14 protein-coding genes are annotated in these 16,954 nt (G+C 51.5%); 1 reads left to right on the plus strand and 13 read right to left on the minus strand.

Translation table 11 applies throughout. The annotated features are described in order from the left end of the window. Window positions 1-6: 6 nt before the first annotated feature. From hisZ to VXK30_RS09215, 12 genes are all read right to left on the minus strand, one after another. Complete coding sequence (gene hisZ, locus VXK30_RS09160; RefSeq protein WP_275715922.1) at window positions 7-1,203, minus strand: ATP phosphoribosyltransferase regulatory subunit; 1,197 nt, start codon at window positions 1,201-1,203, stop codon at window positions 7-9. A 71-nt stretch (window positions 1,204-1,274) separates the two neighbouring features. Next, window positions 1,275-5,570: a PolC-type DNA polymerase III gene (locus tag VXK30_RS09165; protein WP_275715924.1), complete on the minus strand. Its 4,296-nt coding sequence runs from the start codon at window positions 5,568-5,570 to the stop codon at window positions 1,275-1,277. A gap of 62 nt (window positions 5,571-5,632) precedes the next feature. Continuing rightward, entirely contained in the window at window positions 5,633-6,676 is a 1,044-nt protein-coding gene (ispG, locus tag VXK30_RS09170; RefSeq protein ID WP_442868003.1) for a flavodoxin-dependent (E)-4-hydroxy-3-methylbut-2-enyl-diphosphate synthase, read from the minus strand. 2 nt (window positions 6,677-6,678) lie between these two features. Beyond that, window positions 6,679-7,749, minus strand: a complete 1,071-nt coding sequence (locus VXK30_RS09175) for a M50 family metallopeptidase (RefSeq protein ID WP_275715928.1) — start codon at window positions 7,747-7,749, stop codon at window positions 6,679-6,681. A gap of 13 nt (window positions 7,750-7,762) precedes the next feature. After that, window positions 7,763-8,914 (minus strand): 1-deoxy-D-xylulose-5-phosphate reductoisomerase, encoded by a 1,152-nt coding sequence (locus VXK30_RS09180; protein WP_275715930.1) that lies wholly within the window; start codon window positions 8,912-8,914, stop codon window positions 7,763-7,765. Between the two features lie 43 nt (window positions 8,915-8,957). Then, window positions 8,958-9,782 (minus strand): phosphatidate cytidylyltransferase, encoded by an 825-nt coding sequence (locus tag VXK30_RS09185; RefSeq protein ID WP_275715932.1) that lies wholly within the window; start codon window positions 9,780-9,782, stop codon window positions 8,958-8,960. Next, entirely contained in the window at window positions 9,783-10,490 is a 708-nt protein-coding gene (locus tag VXK30_RS09190; RefSeq protein WP_275715934.1) for an isoprenyl transferase, read from the minus strand. 8 nt (window positions 10,491-10,498) lie between these two features. Then, window positions 10,499-11,053 carry a ribosome recycling factor gene (frr, locus tag VXK30_RS09195; protein WP_275715936.1) on the minus strand — a complete coding sequence of 185 codons (555 nt, stop codon included), beginning with the start codon at window positions 11,051-11,053 and terminating at the stop codon, window positions 10,499-10,501. Between the two features lie 2 nt (window positions 11,054-11,055). Beyond that, window positions 11,056-11,766: a UMP kinase gene (pyrH, locus tag VXK30_RS09200; RefSeq protein WP_275715938.1), complete on the minus strand. Its 711-nt coding sequence runs from the start codon at window positions 11,764-11,766 to the stop codon at window positions 11,056-11,058. A gap of 189 nt (window positions 11,767-11,955) precedes the next feature. Continuing rightward, window positions 11,956-12,870 (minus strand): translation elongation factor Ts, encoded by a 915-nt coding sequence (gene tsf / locus VXK30_RS09205; RefSeq protein WP_275715940.1) that lies wholly within the window; start codon window positions 12,868-12,870, stop codon window positions 11,956-11,958. A gap of 55 nt (window positions 12,871-12,925) precedes the next feature. Then, the gene (gene rpsB / locus VXK30_RS09210; RefSeq protein ID WP_275715942.1) at window positions 12,926-13,672 is read right to left on the minus strand and encodes a 30S ribosomal protein S2; all 747 of its coding nucleotides are present in this window, start codon (window positions 13,670-13,672) and stop codon (window positions 12,926-12,928) included. A 144-nt stretch (window positions 13,673-13,816) separates the two neighbouring features. Next, window positions 13,817-14,107 (minus strand): YlmC/YmxH family sporulation protein, encoded by a 291-nt coding sequence (locus VXK30_RS09215; protein ID WP_243122456.1) that lies wholly within the window; start codon window positions 14,105-14,107, stop codon window positions 13,817-13,819. Between the two features lie 108 nt (window positions 14,108-14,215). Here VXK30_RS09215 and VXK30_RS09220 point away from each other — a divergent pair, with 108 nt between their 5' ends. After that, window positions 14,216-14,746, plus strand: a complete 531-nt coding sequence (locus VXK30_RS09220; RefSeq protein WP_038324237.1) for an inorganic diphosphatase — start codon at window positions 14,216-14,218, stop codon at window positions 14,744-14,746. A gap of 72 nt (window positions 14,747-14,818) precedes the next feature. Here the strand turns inward: VXK30_RS09220 and VXK30_RS09225 are convergent, their stop codons facing one another. Further along, the gene (locus VXK30_RS09225; RefSeq protein ID WP_275715947.1) at window positions 14,819-16,948 is read right to left on the minus strand and encodes an ArnT family glycosyltransferase; all 2,130 of its coding nucleotides are present in this window, start codon (window positions 16,946-16,948) and stop codon (window positions 14,819-14,821) included. Between the last annotated feature and the right edge of the window lie 6 nt (window positions 16,949-16,954).

A 16,954-nucleotide genomic window follows, 5' to 3' on the forward strand; every position in this document is an offset into this window, starting at 1 on the left:
CCAACCCTATATCAGATTTATGGTCTCAATACGGTCTCCGATACAGTCCACGCGCCTGATTCCGCGCGTTTTCGCATATTCCAGCGCTTTCTCTTTTGTCTCAAAGATACTGTTTTCGCATTTCAGACCCTTTTCAATCAGTGTGGAAGCATAGTTCAGGGCCTCCATTTCAAAATTGGTCTCTCCGTGAACCAGAACGTCCGCCGGCATAACGGAATAGAGCGTACCGTGTTCCAGCATGATCTTGGAAATCGCGTCCACGTTGATCGCGAACCCGATAGCCGGCATCGGAAAGTCAAAGTAACCGAGAAGATTGTCGTATCTTCCGCCCAGAAGGACCGCGTCACCGCAGTCTTCCACATAAGCGCTGAAAACGATATTGGTGTAATAATCGTTGCGCTGTACCAGACCCAAATCGACAATCATCTTATCGCCAAGGCCGCGGCGGCTCAAGGAGCGGTAAAGCTCGTGCAGATATTTTAGCATTCCTCCGGACTTTTCGTCGGAACAAAACGGCTCCGCATGCGCAAACACCTCTTCCCCGCCGAAAAGGCGCGGAAGCGTGCGCATCGCCGTTACCGGCCGGGATTGCTCCAGACCGTCAAGGATTCTGTTCAGCGACGCGTAATTTTTCGATTCAATGGCGCTGCGGATATCCTCGCGCAGGTCGTCGGAAATAGGCAGCTGCTCGGCCAATGCGCGGAAAAGTCCGGCGTGACCCAGTTCAAACCGAAAATCAGGGACACACTTTCCCAGCGCCTCGATTGCCGTCATGATCACTTCAAGGTCCGCGCGCATTCCGTCCGCGCCGAGAAGCTCAATCCCGGTCTGGGCCGTTTCGTCGCTGCGGCCCGTCAGGGCCGGATTGTTGCGGTAGATGGGCTGTGTGTAAAAAAGCCTGATCGGCTTCGGTAAGGCCTGCAGTCTGGTCGCGGCCAGACGCGCGATCGGCATGGTGGAATCCGGCCGCATAACAGTCAGTCTTCCGCGGCGGTCGGACATTTTATACATGACCTCCTGCCCGATTCCGGAAAAATTCGGGTCAAACACATCATAGAACTCCAAACCGGGAGTAACCACTTCATTGAAGCCCCTGGAAGAAAAGACATCCCTCAGGGTTTTCTCCACATCCCTGCGCACCAGGCATTCTTCAAAAAGAAGGTCTTTCGTCCCCTCCGGAGTGACTTTGTTATATTTTTTCATCCAATACACCTGTAGACTTTCAGTTGAATGCTTTAGTATGGTAATATAATAGCATACTAAACCGTTCTTTGTCAACCAAATAATGTCATCTGGCTGCTTTGCGGCAGTCCGGCAAGGGCACCGGCCTCCGCAAGCGTTTCAATAACGGATTTGGAAACCTTGGAGCGGGTCTGAAGATCGTCGACAGAAATATAAGGCCCCTTTTCCTTTGCGGCCGCCAGACTGTTTGCCGCGGCTTCCCCCACACCCGACAGAGAGGAAAACGGCAGCCTGATTTTTCCATTTTCGACCAGATATTTTTTCGCGTCGGATTGATAAAGGTCGACCGGAAGAACCTCGATTCCCCGGGCAAGCATTTCGTTGATGATCTGGAAAGTAGCATAGGCGGCCTCTTCCTTCGCGCTTGCTTCCTTGCCCTTCATGCTGATTTCATTCATGCGTCTCCGGACGGCTTCCCTGCCCTTCATGACAGTGGCGCCGTCAAAGTCCTCTCCGCGTACGGTAAAATAAGCGGCGTAGTACTCGACCGGCCTATGTACCTTGTACCACCCGAGACGCAGGGTTGAAATCATATATGCCGCCGCGTGCGCTTTCGGGAACATGTACTTGATCTTCATACAGGAATCAATATACCACTGCGGTACATTATGCTCCTTCATGGCCTGAATATGCTCTTCCGTCAAAAGCTTGGAGGCCTTGCCCTTACGGGTGATCTCCATAATTTTAAACGCCATTTTCGGCTCCAGCCCTTTGTGCAGCAGGTAAGTCATAATGCTGTCTCTGGTTCCGATTACCTCCGCGATGGTGCAGGTCTTGTTTTTAATCAGGTCCTGCGCGTTGCCGAGCCAGACATCCGTACCGTGTGAAAGGCCGGAAACCTGCAAAAGATCGGAAAAGGTTTTGGGCTGGGAATCGATCAGCATTTGCCGTACAAAGCTGGTGCCGACTTCCGGCAGGGAAAACGTGCCGGTCTGGGAATCGATATCCTCCGGCTTGACGTGAAGCGCCTCCGTGGAGGTAAACAGCGACATGACCTCCGGGTCGCTCATGGAAACCTTCATAACCGGAATGCCGGTGTAATCTTCCAGATACCGGTAAATGGAAGGAACATCATGCCCGAGCTCGTCCAGCTTGCAGATGGTGTCATGGATGGAATGGAAGTCGAAATGGGTGGTGATATTATCCGATTTCTGATCGTTCGCCGGATGCTGCACCGGGCAGAAATCGTAAATCTCCATGCCCTTCGGCACGACGACCATGCCGCCCGGATGCTGGCCGGTCGTGCGCTTGATCCCCGTGCAGCCGATCGCCAGACGCTGTTCCTCCGCACGGTGCATCACCATTCCCTTTTCCTCCGCATATTTCTTCACGAAGCCGATTGCGGTTTTATCCGCTACGGTTGCGATGGTTCCGGCCTTAAAGACGTTGTCCTTGCCGAACAGCGTTTCTGTGTAGCGGTGTGCGCTGGTCTGGTACTCGCCGGAAAAGTTCAGGTCGATATCCGGCGTCTTGTCGCCGTCGAAGCCCAGGAAGGTCTCAAACGGAATCGTATGCCCGTCGCGGTTATACTCCGTTCCGCAGACAGGGCAATTTTTCGGCGGCAGGTCGAATCCGCTGCCATAGCTGCCGTCGGTGATGAATTCGCTGTGCTTGCAGTTGGGGCAGACATAATGCGGCTCCAGCGGGTTTACCTCGGAAATACCGGACATATTCGCCACAAACGAGGACCCGACGGAACCACGGGAGCCAACCAGATAACCGTGTGCTTCCGAGTCCGCGACCAACTTCTGCGCGGTCATATAAAGGATGGAGAAGCCGTGCTTCGTGATGGAACCCAGCTCACGGTCGAGACGCTTTTTCACGATATCCGGCAGCGGGTCACCGTAGACCTCTTTCGCCCTTGTCCATGTGATACTGGTCAGCTGTTCCTCGGCACCCTCGATAAAGGGCGGATAGGTTCCCTCGGGAATCGGGCGGATTTCCTCCGTCATCTCCGCAATCAGGTTTGTGTTTTTCACCACGACTTCATACGCTTTTTCCTTCCCAAGATAGGCGAATTCCGCCAGCATTTCCGCGGTGGTGCGCATGTAGAGCGGAGCCTGCTCGTCGGTATCCTTGTATCCCTGACCGGCCATCAGGATTCTGCGGTAATCGCCGTCCTTCGGGTCCATAAAGTGAACGTCGCACGTCGCGACCACCGGCTTATGGAGATGCTCTCCGAGCTTCACGATCGTCCGGTTGAATTCCCTCAGCTTTTCCTTGTCGGGGACAAGGCCCTCGCGGACCATAAAAAGATTGTTCCCAATCGGCTGAATTTCAAGATAATCGTAGAAACCCGCAATTTCACACAGAGTTTCCCACGGCTGCGCGTTGAAAACCGCTCTGTAAAGTTCTCCAGCTTCACATGCACTGCCGACAATCAGACCTTCCCTGTGTTTGATCAGTTCGCTTTTGGGGATACGCGGGTTTCTGTAAAAGTAGTCCAGATGGGATTTGGAAATCAGCTTGTACAGATTTTTCAGGCCCGTTTTATTTTTGACCAGAATGATCTGATGGTAGGATTTCATTTTTTTAGGGTCTCCGCCGGCCAGCGAGGAGTTGATATCCATCACCGACTGCGCGCCGGTGTCTTCCTTCAGACGCGTTAACAGCGCCATAAAGATCTTGCCCAGTACCGTTGCGTCGTCGCTTGCGCGGTGATGGTTGAACGGGTCGAGCTTTAAGTATTTGGCGACCGTGTCCAGCTTGCAGTTCTTGATATCCTTCAGCATGGAGCGGCACATAGGAACGGTATCGATGTACGGGTAGGAAAAATCCATTCCGCTGCGCTGCGCCGCAATCCGGATAAACGAGGTGTCGAACTCGGCGTTGTGGGCGATCAGAACGGCGTCTTTGCCGCAGAAATCATAAAACGCCTGAATGGCTTCCTTTTCCAGCGGCGCGTCTTTTACCATGGAGTCCGTAATCCCGGTCAGCTCTGTTATTTTCGCCGGAATCGGGATTTGCGGATTGACGAAGGTATCGAAGCTTTCTATAATCTCGCCGTTTTTGATCCTGACCGCACCGATTTCGGTAATTTTGTCCTTGTTCGGGCTCAGGCCCGTAGTTTCGATATCGAATGAGATAAATTCGTCATCCAGCGTTTTAGAGGATTCCCCTTTGACAGCCTGTACAAGATCATTGACAAAATAGGCTTCCACCCCATAAATGACCTTGATATGGATATCTTTCTTTTTCAGGTCGTTCACCGCGTTCATAGCGTCCGGAAAAGCCTGAGCCACACCGTGGTCAGTAATGGCAATGGCGCTCTGCCCCCACTGAGCGGCGCGCTTGATCAGGTCTCCGGCGGAATTCACGCCGTCCATGCTGGACATATTGGTATGTAAATGCAGTTCCACCCGCTTGACATCGGCTTTATCCGTCACTTTCAGCTGTTGGACCGTGCTGATGCTTTTGGCGCGCAGGACGATTTCATGGTCGTATTTATCGTATTCCACATCGCCGCGGGCGATGACCGACATGCCCTTCGACAGCGTGTCCAACGCCTTGCACTGGGAAACCATCTCAATAATTTTCAGCGTCATGGAACTGGTATAGTCCGTGATATTGATCGTGATGATTTTTCTCTGCTGATCCCTTGTAATCTTTTCTTCAATCTGAAAAATCTCGCCCCAAATCGTTACGCTCCCAATATCCGGAGTTACCTTATTAATCGGAACCGGCTTTGCTTTCGTCGCGTGCCCGTACAGTTCGCGGGCAGTTTCCGGTATCATGCAGGGGAGCAGCGTTTCGCCCGAGCGCACCTGAATTGTCCTGGGCGCTTTTACATGATTGAGATTTGTTTCGTAGGCTTCCACCTGCTCCACAACCGCTTCGCGTTTCAGCGTTTCCTGCCGCTTCTTTTTCTTTTCAATATAGACCGGATTCTCGCTGTCTACCGTCAGAAGTCCGTCGAATTCCACCGTCAGGCTGATGCCGAATTCCTCGTGAATCAGCCTGGAAATCAGGCGGTCAATATGACGCGAAACCAGCAAATCCCTTCCGCCGTGCGTCAGAGAGATGATCAGCTTTCCGTTTTCGACCCTTGCGGAGGAATCCGTCAGGGTCCCGTTGATACTGGCTTCCCGGCGCTTCAGTTCCATCACCAGACTGGGGTAATAGTCAACGCTGAAGGTCTCTGACGGGAAGGATGGAAAGATGCAGGCTTTGGCAAGGTTCAGTTCTTTACAGGCGGAAATTTGCTTTTCCACATCATAAAGCACGCGGCGCTCCACCAAAGATGGAAACGCCACGTCAGCAGTAATGATTCTGTTATTTGTATCGATTTGTAATGAAGAAATGCTTCCGTTGCACACGGGAGACGGCAATCGTGAAGCTTCTATGTATGCACCAAAAAATTCACCAAAAGTTTTCAATGGAATTCCGTCCTTTACATCTGATCTATCTCCTGCATTAAGCAGTCCAAAAGCTGATCCTCCGGAACCTTGCGGATAATCCGGCCCTTCTTGAACAGAAGGCCCACCCCGTCTCCTCCGGCAATGCCGATATCGGCCTCGCGGGCTTCTCCGGGGCCGTTCACCGCACAGCCCATAACGGCGACCTTCAGATTTTTTTTGCATCCCGCAAGGCGCTGTTCAGCCTCGTTCGCAAGGCGGATCAGGTCGATCCGCGTTCTGCCGCAGGTCGGGCAGGAAACGAATTGGATTCCCTCCGTGTTCAGATCAAGCGCCCGCAAAATATCAAAACCGGCGGCGACCTCCTTTACCGGGTCGGCCGTCAGGGAAACACGGATGGTATCCCCTATCCCGCGCTGCAGAAGAGAACCGATTCCGATCGCGGATTTGATCAGGCCCATCCGCTCGGTCCCGGCCTCCGTTACACCCAGATGCAGCGGATAGTCGCAGCTTTGCGCCGCCAGCTCATAGGCCTGAATCATTTTGTTCACATCGGAGGATTTAATCGATAGGACAATATCGTGAAAATCATATTTTTCCAGCAGCGAAGCGTGATACAGCGCGCTTTCCACAAGCGCCTGCGGCGTTGGACCGCCGTATTTTTCCAGGATTTCCTTTTCCAGCGAACCGGAATTCACTCCGATCCGGATGGGGATATTTTTTCGGCGGCATGCGTCCGCCACCGCCTTGACATGGTCGTCGGAGCCGATATTGCCGGGATTGATCCTGATTTTGTCAACTCCCGCCTCCACCGCTTCCAGCGCCAGGTGATAGTCAAAATGAATATCCGCGACGAGCGGAACCTGTACGGCGTTTTTGATCGCCGGAATCAGCGGAATGGCGTCCCTGCTCGGAATCGCGGCACGGATGATATCGCACCCGGCCTGCTCCAGTTCCACCGCCTGACGGACACTGCCGTCGATATCCGTGGAAGGAATGTTGAGCATGGATTGCACGGATATTTTGGAACCGCCGCCAATCGTCACCTTCCCGGCATGAACCGTCCTTGATTTTCGCATGATCAACCCAACCCCTTGCCAGTAATCAGCCTGATAATATCGTTGAAAGTAATAATCACCATCAGACCCATCAGCAGGCAGAAGCCGGCCGTGTTTACCCAGCCCTCGTATTTCGGGTTGATTGGCTTGCGGAAAATCGCTTCCACGATCAGGAACAGCAGCCTGCCACCGTCCAGCGCCGGCAGCGGAAGCAGATTCACGACGCCAAGGTTGACGGTAATGACCATCATCATCATCAAAATATTGTTCAGGGCGGCGATAAAATTCTGCTGCAGACCGATCGAGGCCGCCTGCCCGATGGCGTTCGCCGCGCCGACGGGGCCCGCGACATCATTGAACCCGAATTTTCCCGTGACAAGCCCGACCAGACTGTACCAGACCATTCGCACGGTGGAAACCGTGTCCTGTGCGGATTTGACAATCAGAGTACCGGGATTTTTTTCAATCGGCTGCACATAAAAGTCAAGGGCAAGGATTTGCTTCCCGTCCGATTCCTTTGTGTTAAACCGTATATCATCAAAGTTCAGCAGCTTTCCGCCGCGGGAAACCTGAATATCCGTTTTCATCGGGTCCGCCATGGCGAGAGCAAAGCTCAAATCGCGGTCCCCGTTTATTTTATAGCCGTTGATGCTTTTAAAAACATCGCCAACCTGAAACCCGGCCGCCTGCAGGGCCGACTGATCGGTAAATTTCGAGATGGTCGTCGAAGAAAACGCAGGCTGCTGGCCTAAAAGAATCATCATAATGACGAGACCCAGGATAATATTCATCACGGCGCCCATCACAACCACCAGCATCCGTTTCCAAATCGGCCTGTTGTTAAAGGCACGGTCGTCCGGGCTGTCCTCATCTTCGCCTTCCATCGCGCAGAAGCCGCCGACCGGAAACGCGCGCAGGGAATACTCCGTTTCCCCCCTTGTAAAATGAAACAGCTTCGGCCCCATGCCGATGGCAAATTCATTGACACGAACTCCGGAAAGCTTCGCCGTGAAAAAATGTCCGAATTCGTGGATAAAAATAATAAAGCTGAAAAGAAGAATCGCTATAATTACCAATATTGCTTTTGTAATCATGATCACCTCATCGTCAGCCGACCGCGCCGAAAACATAATCCCGCGCATTGCGGTCGGCATTCAAAATATCGTCAACAGACGAAACCGTTTGAACATCCGGCTGATTTTCCATCGCACGGCGGACCAGTTCCCCGATCCGGAGAAAAGAAATCCTGCCGTCTAAAAACAGCTTTACCGCGACCTCATTTGCCCCGTTTGCCGCCGCGGGGGCAAGCCCGCCGCGCTCAATTGCTTTCTTGCACGCGTCAAGACAGGAGAAAGTCTGGAAATCGGGCTCAAAAAAGGTCAATTTACCGTAATCCGTCAAACTCAGCTGCCCAACCGGCGAAGGAAGCCTCTGCGGCCAGGTAATTGCATACTGAATGGGAATTCTCATATCCGGCAGTCCCAGCTGCGCAATGACGGAATTATCTTCATATTCAATCATGGAATGAACGACGCTTTCCCGATGGACGACCACGGAAATTTTGGAGGCCGGCATATCGAACAGCCAGGACGCTTCTATAATTTCCAACCCTTTATTCATCATGGTAGCGGAGTCGATCGTAACCTTGGCGCCCATATTCCAGTTCGGATGCCTGAGCGCCTGCTGCGGCGTTACATGAATCAGCTGATCCCTGTTTTTCCCGAAAAACGGCCCGCCGGAAGCCGTAAGGATGATGCACTTGAGCGCTTTTTTCTCCGGGCAGCCCTGCAAACATTGAAATACGGCCGAATGCTCGCTGTCCACCGGAAGGATTTTTACCGAATTCTTTTTGGCCGCCTCCATCACAAGGGAGCCCCCGGCGACCAGCGTTTCCTTGTTGGCGAGCGCCACGTCCTTTCCCGCTTTGATCGCGGTCAGGGTGGGCACCAGCCCAACCATGCCCACGACGGAATTCAGGACCAAATCGGCGTTTTCCATCGCCGCGGCCTCGCACAGACCGTCCATGCCGGTCACAACCCGTACGGGAGTGTCCGCCACGGCAATTTTCAGTTTTTTCGCCGCGGACTCATCAAACACCGCAGCCAACTCGGGTTTAAATTCCCTGATCTGTTCCTCTAAAAGCGCCGTATTGGCATTGGCTGCCAAAGCGCATACCTTTACGTTCAAACCGCGTACAACATCAAGCGCTTGCGTACCGATGGAGCCGGTCGAACCAAGAATTGAAAGACATCTTCTCATTATTATTCACCATTTTGCAGTTTTATTGCATCTGAGCACATATTTATTGAAAGACAAGCGGCATAAACTGGACAAGCAAATACACAAACGGCGCTTCAAAAATCACGCTGTCAAAGCGGTCCAGAATCCCGCCGTGCCCCGGAATGATTTCCCCAAAGTCCTTGATATGGCAGCTGCGCTTGATGAGCGAAAAGCTGAGGTCGCCCAGAATGGACATAATCGTTCCGAAAAATCCGATGACCACCAGCGTCAGGTACGATATTTCGACGCTGTAAGCATAGTAAACCGCGTGGAAAATATATCCGAAAACGATCATGGCGACAATATTCAGAACAAAGCCGCCGATAACGCCCTCCACCGTCTTTTTCGGGCTGATATCCGGACACAATTTATGTTTTCCCCAAAGGCTGCCGGCAAAAAACGCCCCGGTATCCGCTATCCAGGCAGAAAAAATCGCAATAATCACATAAAACATGCCGTGCCTCCCGCCAAGATTGCGCAAGCTGATCAAGGTTTCAAGGGCCGTCGGAATCATCAGCGACATACTGTAGATGACGCCCACCTCGCGGAAGGTGATCACCTTATGGTACAGAATCAATGCCCCGAATATGACGACCGTGTAAAGAAAATAGGCGGCCTGCTGCAGCATATCAACCTGTATCAGCGGAATTACCGCGGAAAAGATCAGGCTTGGGATAAGCAGGACAAAATTTTTGGACAATCCCAAAGCGGAAATAATTTCAAAAACAGCCAAAACTGAAATCAAAGCAATCGCAATGTTCAAAGCTGCCGGAACGGTGCTGTTAAATACTACAATCGCGGCCAAAAAAAGGACAAGAGATACTCCTGAAGCAACCCTTTCTCTCAATTAAACCCCTCCAAAGCGCCTGTTGCGGCTCGCGTATTCGTTTAATGCGCGATCTAAATCCCTTGGCTTAAAGTCAGGCCACAAAATATCCATTACAACGTATTCGGCGTAAGCCGACTGCCACAGTAAAAAATTCGAGATACGGCTTTCCCCGCTCGGCCGGATAATCAGATCCGGGTCGGGTTGTCCGCCGGTATAGAGCCGCTCGGCAACGGCAGCTTCACTGATCTGTTCAGGGGACAGCCTTCCCTTTTGCACATCCTCGGCAAGCATTCTGGCCGCGTGTACGATTTCCGCACGCCCGCCGTAATTCATGGCAATGTTCAGGACCATACCGGTGCGCTTTTCCGAAACCTTCTCCGTTTCACGAATCAGTTTCTGCAGCTCCGGCGGAAAAGCCGACACATCCCCGATAAAACGTACTTTTATGTTCTCATTTAAAAAGTCACGCAGAGCATCTTCAAGATACTGCTTGAACAGCTTCATTAAAGCCCCGATTTCCTCTTTTGGACGCCGCCAGTTCTCCGTTGAAAAAGCATATACCGTAAGATACTCAATTCCAATCGAACTGCAGTAGCGCGTGATTGTCTTGAAGACAGCCGCTCCTACGGTATGGCCGGCGGAACGCGGGAGTCCGCGTTTTTTAGCCCACCGGCCATTTCCGTCCATAATGATCCCCAGATGCTTTGGAAGATACTGTTGTTCCATTTTCTTACCTATATTTCCATAATTTCCTTTTGCTTTTTTTCAAATGCGCCGTCTACCTGTTTGCAATATTTATCGGTTAAATCCTGCGTTTTCTTTTCCGCCTGCTTCAGCTCGTCTTCCGTGAGCTCCGAATTTTTCTTCATGCCTTTGAGCTTTTCCATCGCGTCACGGCGCATATTGCGGATCGCGATCTTGCGCTCCTCGGCCATCTTGCTGATTTCCTTCACCAGGTCGCGGCGTCTTTCCTCCGTAAGCGGAGGAAATGTAATCCGGATGACCTTGCCGTCGCTCTGAGGATTGATGCCGATGTCCGAGGTCTGAATGGCCTTTTCAATGGCGCGGCATACGGAAATATCCCAGGGTTGAATGGTCAGAATCCGCGCTTCGCTTACCGCCACCGCCGCAAGCTGGTTAATAGCGGTCGGCGTGCCGTAATAATCGACTTTTACTTTATCCAGCACCGCCGGGTTCGCCCTGCCCGCTCTGATGGATGCAAAATCATCAGACAGAGCACTGACACATTTCTTCATATGGTCCTCTGCGCGTTCCAATACTTCTTTCATCATTAGTCCTCCTTCACAAGTGTTCCGATCGATTCCCCGCAAACGGCTTTGATAATATTATCCGGCTCGCCGATGCTGAAAACAAGAATCGGAATTTTATTATCTTTGCATAGTGAAGCAGCCGTGCTGTCCATCACCTGCAGGTTTCGGTTGAGTACGTCCATAAAGGACAGGGTGTCAAATTTTACGGCGTCCGGATTCTTTTTGGGGTCGCTGTCATAAACGCCGTCAACCATGGTGGCTTTTAAAATAATGTCTGCGTCAATTTCGGCTGCCCGCAGCGCCGCCGCCGTATCGGTTGAGAAGAACGGGTTTCCGGTACCGCAGCCAAATACGACGACTCTTCCCTTTTCCAGATGCCGTACGGCGCGGTTGCGGATGTAGGGTTCGGCAATTTGCTGCATCGCAATCGCGGTCTGCACACGGACCTGAACGCCGAGCTGTTCCAACGCGTCGGCCACGCCAAGCGCGTTGATGGTGGTGGCGAGCATTCCCATATGATCCGCGCGGGTCCTGTCCATTTTTCCGCTGCTGCGGCCGCGCCAGAAATTGCCGCCGCCAACAACGATTCCGATCTGAACCCCCATATCCGCACATTTTTTGATCGGTCCGCAGATTTTCAGCACCGTGTCAAAATCAATTCCGTGGGTCTCGCTGCCCGCGAGAGATTCGCCGCTCAGCTTGAGAAGAATTCTGTTATATTTAGGTTGCAAATAAAACACCCCTGTTTTCATTTTATATTATTCTACAATAAGCATTGTGTAAAGTAAAGGCTTTCATAACTAAATATAGTTATTATTGTCAAGTTTTATAATTTAGAAACATTTCTCCGAAAGCGGTAACAGGAGGAAGGCATAAAAATAGCGCAGGATTGTTTTCCTGCGCTATTCCTCAGTGAATTCTTACTTAACCATGCTGGCGATTTCTTCTGCAAAATTATCCTCGCGCTTCTCAAGGCCTTCGCCCTTTTCAAAGCGGACATAATCTACAATCGAAATGGAGCCGCCAAGCTCTTTTGCGGTAGCCTCCGTGTACTGCTGCACGGAAAGATCGCCGTCTTTGACATAGGCCTGATCCAAAAGGCAGATTTCCTTAAAGAACTTTCCAAGTCTTCCGGTAACAATCTTATCAGCAATTGCAGCAGGTTTGCCATCGTTGATAATCTGCTCTTTCAGAATGGTCTTCTCATGTTCAACAACATCGGCGGGAACCGATTTCTGATCGAGGTACTGCGGGCTGATGGCCGCAATCTGCATGGCGATATTCTTCGCGTACTCCTTAAACTCTTCCTTGGCCGCAATTTCCGCGGAAGTATCGAATTTAACAAGAACGCCGATTTTTCCGGCTGCATGGATATAGGCTGCAACCACGCCTTCAAAACGCTTGAAACGACGAATCTTAATGTTCTCACCGATGGTCAGGATCTTATCCTTGAGCATCGCGTCGACCGTCTGATCCGAACCGCTTGCTTTGCACTGAAGCAAAGCCTCCACATCGGCAGGATTGGACTCGATGACCGTATCCGCACAGACCTTTACGAAGTGCTGGAAATCCGCATTCTTCGCAACAAAGTCGGTTTCGGCGTTGACCTCGATGTCCACACCGACGGTTCCTTCCTCATTCAGGCATGCAAAAGCAACGCCTTCGGCTGCAATACGACCCGCCTTTTTCGTAGCGGCCGCAAGGCCTTTCTCTCTTAAAAAGTCGATCGCGGCATCCATGTCTCCATTGGATGCTTCCAGCGCTTTTTTGCAGTCCATCATCCCGCAGCCGGTCTTCTCACGAAGCGCTGCAACATCTTTAGCTGTAAAAGCCATTCTGTTTCCTCCGCTCTTAATATTCGTTTTATTTATTATCTGCGCATATTACCGATTATTCCGCGGCTTCTGCTTCATTCACTTTTTCTTCTTCCGCTTCGGCGGCAGCGGCGCCCATCTGGCCTTCCTTGCCTTCGACGATTGCGTTTGCGACGGTTGCGGAAATCAGCTTGACGGCACGGATCGCATCGTCGTTGCCGGGAATAACATAATCGATTTCATCCGGATCACAGTTGGTGTCGACAATCGCGACAATCGGGATGCCGAGCTTTTTGGCTTCCGCTACGGCGATTCTCTCTTTGCGCGGGTCAACGATAAACAGTGCGCCGGGAATTTGTTTCATATCCTTGATGCCGCCCAGGAATTTCTCGAGCTTTTCAATCTCAAGGCGAAGCTTAATGACTTCTTTTTTCGGCAGAAGATCAAAGGTGCCGTCTTCTTCCATGGTCTTGAGCTGGTTCAAGCGGTCGATTCTGCGGCGGATCGTACGGAAGTTGGTCAGCATGCCGCCCAACCAGCGCGCGTTGACAAAATAAGCGCCTGCGCGTTCCGCTTCGTCCTTCACGGAATCCTGAGCCTGCTTTTTGGTGCCGACAAACAGTACGGATTTGCCTTCAGCGGAAAGGCTGCGGACAAAGCTGTAAGCGTCCTCCAGCTTCTTGACGGTTTTCTGCAGGTCGATGATGTAGATGCCGTTGCGTTCCGTAAAGATATACGGAGCCATTTTCGGGTTCCATCTTCTGGTCTGGTGACCGAAGTGAACACCGGCCTCCAAAAGTTGTTTCATTGATACTACTGACATAATAATCCTCCTTGGTTTTTCCTCCGTCCCGCTTTAACAGACGCAACACCCGGAAGCCGGGCACCAAATCGTCATAGCAGAGACGTGTGTTTTTTTATTGCGCGGCTAATTATAGCATATAAAAGAATAAAATTCAAGAGTTTTTCAGTTGCCAAAGAATCCGCCAAACCCGCGCCCTCTTTTTTTCGTTCGGCAATAGTTATTATACGTCACCAAAATAGTATCGTCCCCTATTACCTGAATATCCTGCCATTTAATAATAATATCGTCCTCCCTGCCCAGCAGTCCGAAGCAGCGCAGGCGGCCGTAAATTACAATGGCAATCACTCTGGCGTCCGCGGTGTCTATTTCCACATCACAGACACATCCTATCCGGGTCCCGTCCTTTACATTGATGACTTCTTTATGGCGCATATCAATGATCCGGCAATTCACGCTTCCACCTCCCCTACAGATATATGCCGAACTTTGTTATATAATTAATTAATTGATTAATTAAAAAGAAAATGGTATAATTATCCGAGAAAAAATCAGGAGGCTATTATGAATATTTGGCATGATATCTCACCAAAAAGAATTAAGACAGAAGACTTTTGTGCCGTCATAGAAATTCCAAAGGGCTGTAAAATCAAATATGAGCTCGACAAGGAAACCGGTTTGCTGCTGATGGACCGGATTCTTTACACTTCCACTCATTATCCCGCGAACTACGGCTTTATTCCCCGTACTTACGCCAGCGATAATGACCCTCTTGACGTACTTGTCCTCTGTTCCGAGGATATCCGTCCGCTTTCCCTGGTGCGGTGTTATGCCATCGGCGTAATTATTATGGTGGACAACGGGATGAAAGACGAGAAAATCATCGCGATTCCGTTTAACGACCCCACCTATAACGGCTACCGTGACATTAAGGAGCTGCCGAAACATATTTTTGACGAAATGTCCCATTTCTTTTCCGTTTACAAACAGCTGGAGGGAAAAGTGACGGCAATCGACGAAGTCAAAGGGCCCGAAGATGCCAAGGAAATCATTCAGAGCTCCATTGACAGCTACATCGAAAAATTCTGCAAATAATTCCCGCTGATCCAAAATCCCCTGTGAAATTCACAGGGGATTTTTTGCGCCGCAATCGATCAAAGAAAACCGTTACGACTGAAACAGATATAAAGTGCCGCCCTGGCCGCCCATTTGGCCGACATTGCTTGTATTGGAGCTGTATTCGCCGGAATCCACCAACACCGCGTTTTCTTTTACATAAGACTCAATATCGGAACCGGAACCGCCGAAGCTTCCATTCAACAGGAAATAAGTGATTTTTCCCTGAGCGACAAACGTTTTCAGCTGATCGACCGTAAGGGAATTGTCCGAACCCAGGAACCCTCCGTAAGCATAGCAGGGCAGGCCGGTGTCAATGATGAACTGCGCTACGCTGCTGGAACGCTGTGCGGTAACAAGAAAGCTGCCCTCTTTATAATTTTTCACCAGATAAGCTTCCAAAGAGGCGCTCTGCGCGCTGCCGTTGTCCGACGGCATACCGGTTCCATTCCCCTGTCCGCTTTGCACCAGCTCCGGACCGGCGTACGGCATTGTGGAATTCGTTACGCCCATGACCGGCGTAAGCGCCCAGTAAAAAGGAGCCGCCACTGAGGACAGGACAAGCACCGTCAGAGAAACCGCGAGAACGCCGCGCTTATGTCTGACACAATAAACAGCGAACAGGAGGATTCCAATGCCCGCCGCGGCAAGCATAACGGGAAACAGCCATGTCTTCAGTTCGGAATACCGCAAAACACAGACAATCTGCAGAGCAAGATTGAGAAGGAACGCAGCCAGCAGAAGCACGGGACGAAGATACTCCATTTTTTTCTCCCGTCTGTGCTTCAGCCCGTTGTAGATGGTAACAATTCCGATGCCGCTCAGGACGGCAATGGCGGGCGCCATCATGCAGAGATAATACCGGTGATAGAATCCGGCAAAGCTGAAGAAAACCGCCATGGTAATCAGCCACAAAGACCAGAATACAAAAGCACCCTGACGCTCATTTTTTCTTCTGAAGTTCCATTTGTTCACGCAGAGCAGCATGCTGCAAAGGGCGAACAGCAGGAACCAGGAACCCTGCCCGTATAAATTTGACGTCCACAGCCGCAGAGGGGACGCATTCCCGATTTCAGAACCGCCCATCCCATTCGCACCCATATTTCGGCCGCCGTCCTGGCGGTCTCCGCGGCCGTCCGCACCGCCGTCAGGCATGTTCCGCCCGCTTTCATCGGCACCGTCGGACGTGCCCTGCCCGTTCCCATCTGCATTGCCGCCGGGCATTCCCTGTCCGCTTCCATTCGCGTTACCGTCCGGCACGCCCTGCCCGTAACCGTCGGGAGGCGTCCCGTTTCCGTCATCATTCGTTTGTGGTGCCGAACCGGAAGCATCCCTGTCGGATGAACGGCCAAAGCCGCCTCCCATTCCGCCGCCCATGCTTTGTCCAAACAGCCTTTCCGTGCCGTTATGGCCGAAAATCAGTTCGATCATGGAATTGCTGCTGGTGCTGTCCACGTAAGGCCGGTTTCCAGCGGGGTAAAATTCCACGGCAAGCACCCATGCGAAAGAGACTCCCAGAACAATGACCATACTCAAAATCCCGGCAAGAATCCGTTTTCCAATTTTTTCTTTTGCAAAAAACAGATAAGTCAGGGCAACGGCGGGCAAAATCATGTATGCCTGCAGCATTTTAATATTAAAGCCCAATCCGACAAACAGCGCCGCGAGAAACAGATATTTCCATCTTCCGCTGTCGATCGAGCGAAAAAGAAACCACGCCGCTGCCAGCAATACAAAAATCAGCTGCATATCCATCGTATTGTTGCGCGATGCGACAACGACGACCGGGGTTATGGCAAAAAGCAGGGCCGAAACAAGCCCGGCGGGCCGCCCGAAATACCGGGCGGTCAAAATGTAAATCATCACGGTGGAGGCCGCGCCCGCCAAAGCCTGCGGGAGCAGCATGGCCCAGCCGTGATAGCCGAAAATAAGTACGGAAATCGCCTGCGTCCACAAGCCGAGCGGGGGCTTATCCACAGAAACCATTCCGGCGGGATCAAATGAAACAAAGAAGAAATTTTTAAAGCTCAGCGTCATGCTTTTTACACACGCCGCGTAATATTCGTTTCCGGTTCCGTAGTTGGAAATCGCGTAGAAGTTTAAGGTAAACGACAGCGCCGCAATCAATATCAGCGCGGGGATATAAGGTTTTTTTCTGAACTTCACAATGATGGGCTGCATAGAAGG

Origin of the sequence: Caproiciproducens sp. CPB-2 (genome assembly GCF_036287215.1) — a bacterium.
Classification (GTDB): Bacteria; Bacillota; Clostridia; order Oscillospirales; family Acutalibacteraceae; genus Caproiciproducens.

Bases quoted from the DNA above. Each gene is read 5' to 3' on its own strand.
- hisZ (WP_275715922.1), bottom strand. From the start codon at position 1,203: ATGAAAAAATATAACAAAGTCACTCCGGAGGGGACGAAAGACCTTCTT.
- ispG (WP_442868003.1), bottom strand. From the start codon at position 6,676: ATGCGAAAATCAAGGACGGTTCATGCCGGGAAGGTGACGATTGGCGGC.
- VXK30_RS09175 (WP_275715928.1), bottom strand. From the start codon at position 7,749: ATGATTACAAAAGCAATATTGGTAATTATAGCGATTCTTCTTTTCAGC.
- VXK30_RS09180 (WP_275715930.1), bottom strand. From the start codon at position 8,914: ATGAGAAGATGTCTTTCAATTCTTGGTTCGACCGGCTCCATCGGTACG.
- VXK30_RS09190 (WP_275715934.1), bottom strand. From the start codon at position 10,490: ATGGAACAACAGTATCTTCCAAAGCATCTGGGGATCATTATGGACGGA.
- frr (WP_275715936.1), bottom strand. From the start codon at position 11,053: ATGAAAGAAGTATTGGAACGCGCAGAGGACCATATGAAGAAATGTGTC.
- tsf (WP_275715940.1), bottom strand. From the start codon at position 12,870: ATGGCTTTTACAGCTAAAGATGTTGCAGCGCTTCGTGAGAAGACCGGC.
- rpsB (WP_275715942.1), bottom strand. From the start codon at position 13,672: ATGTCAGTAGTATCAATGAAACAACTTTTGGAGGCCGGTGTTCACTTC.
- VXK30_RS09220 (WP_038324237.1), top strand. From the start codon at position 14,216: ATGAATATTTGGCATGATATCTCACCAAAAAGAATTAAGACAGAAGAC.
- VXK30_RS09225 (WP_275715947.1), bottom strand. From the start codon at position 16,948: ATGCAGCCCATCATTGTGAAGTTCAGAAAAAAACCTTATATCCCCGCG.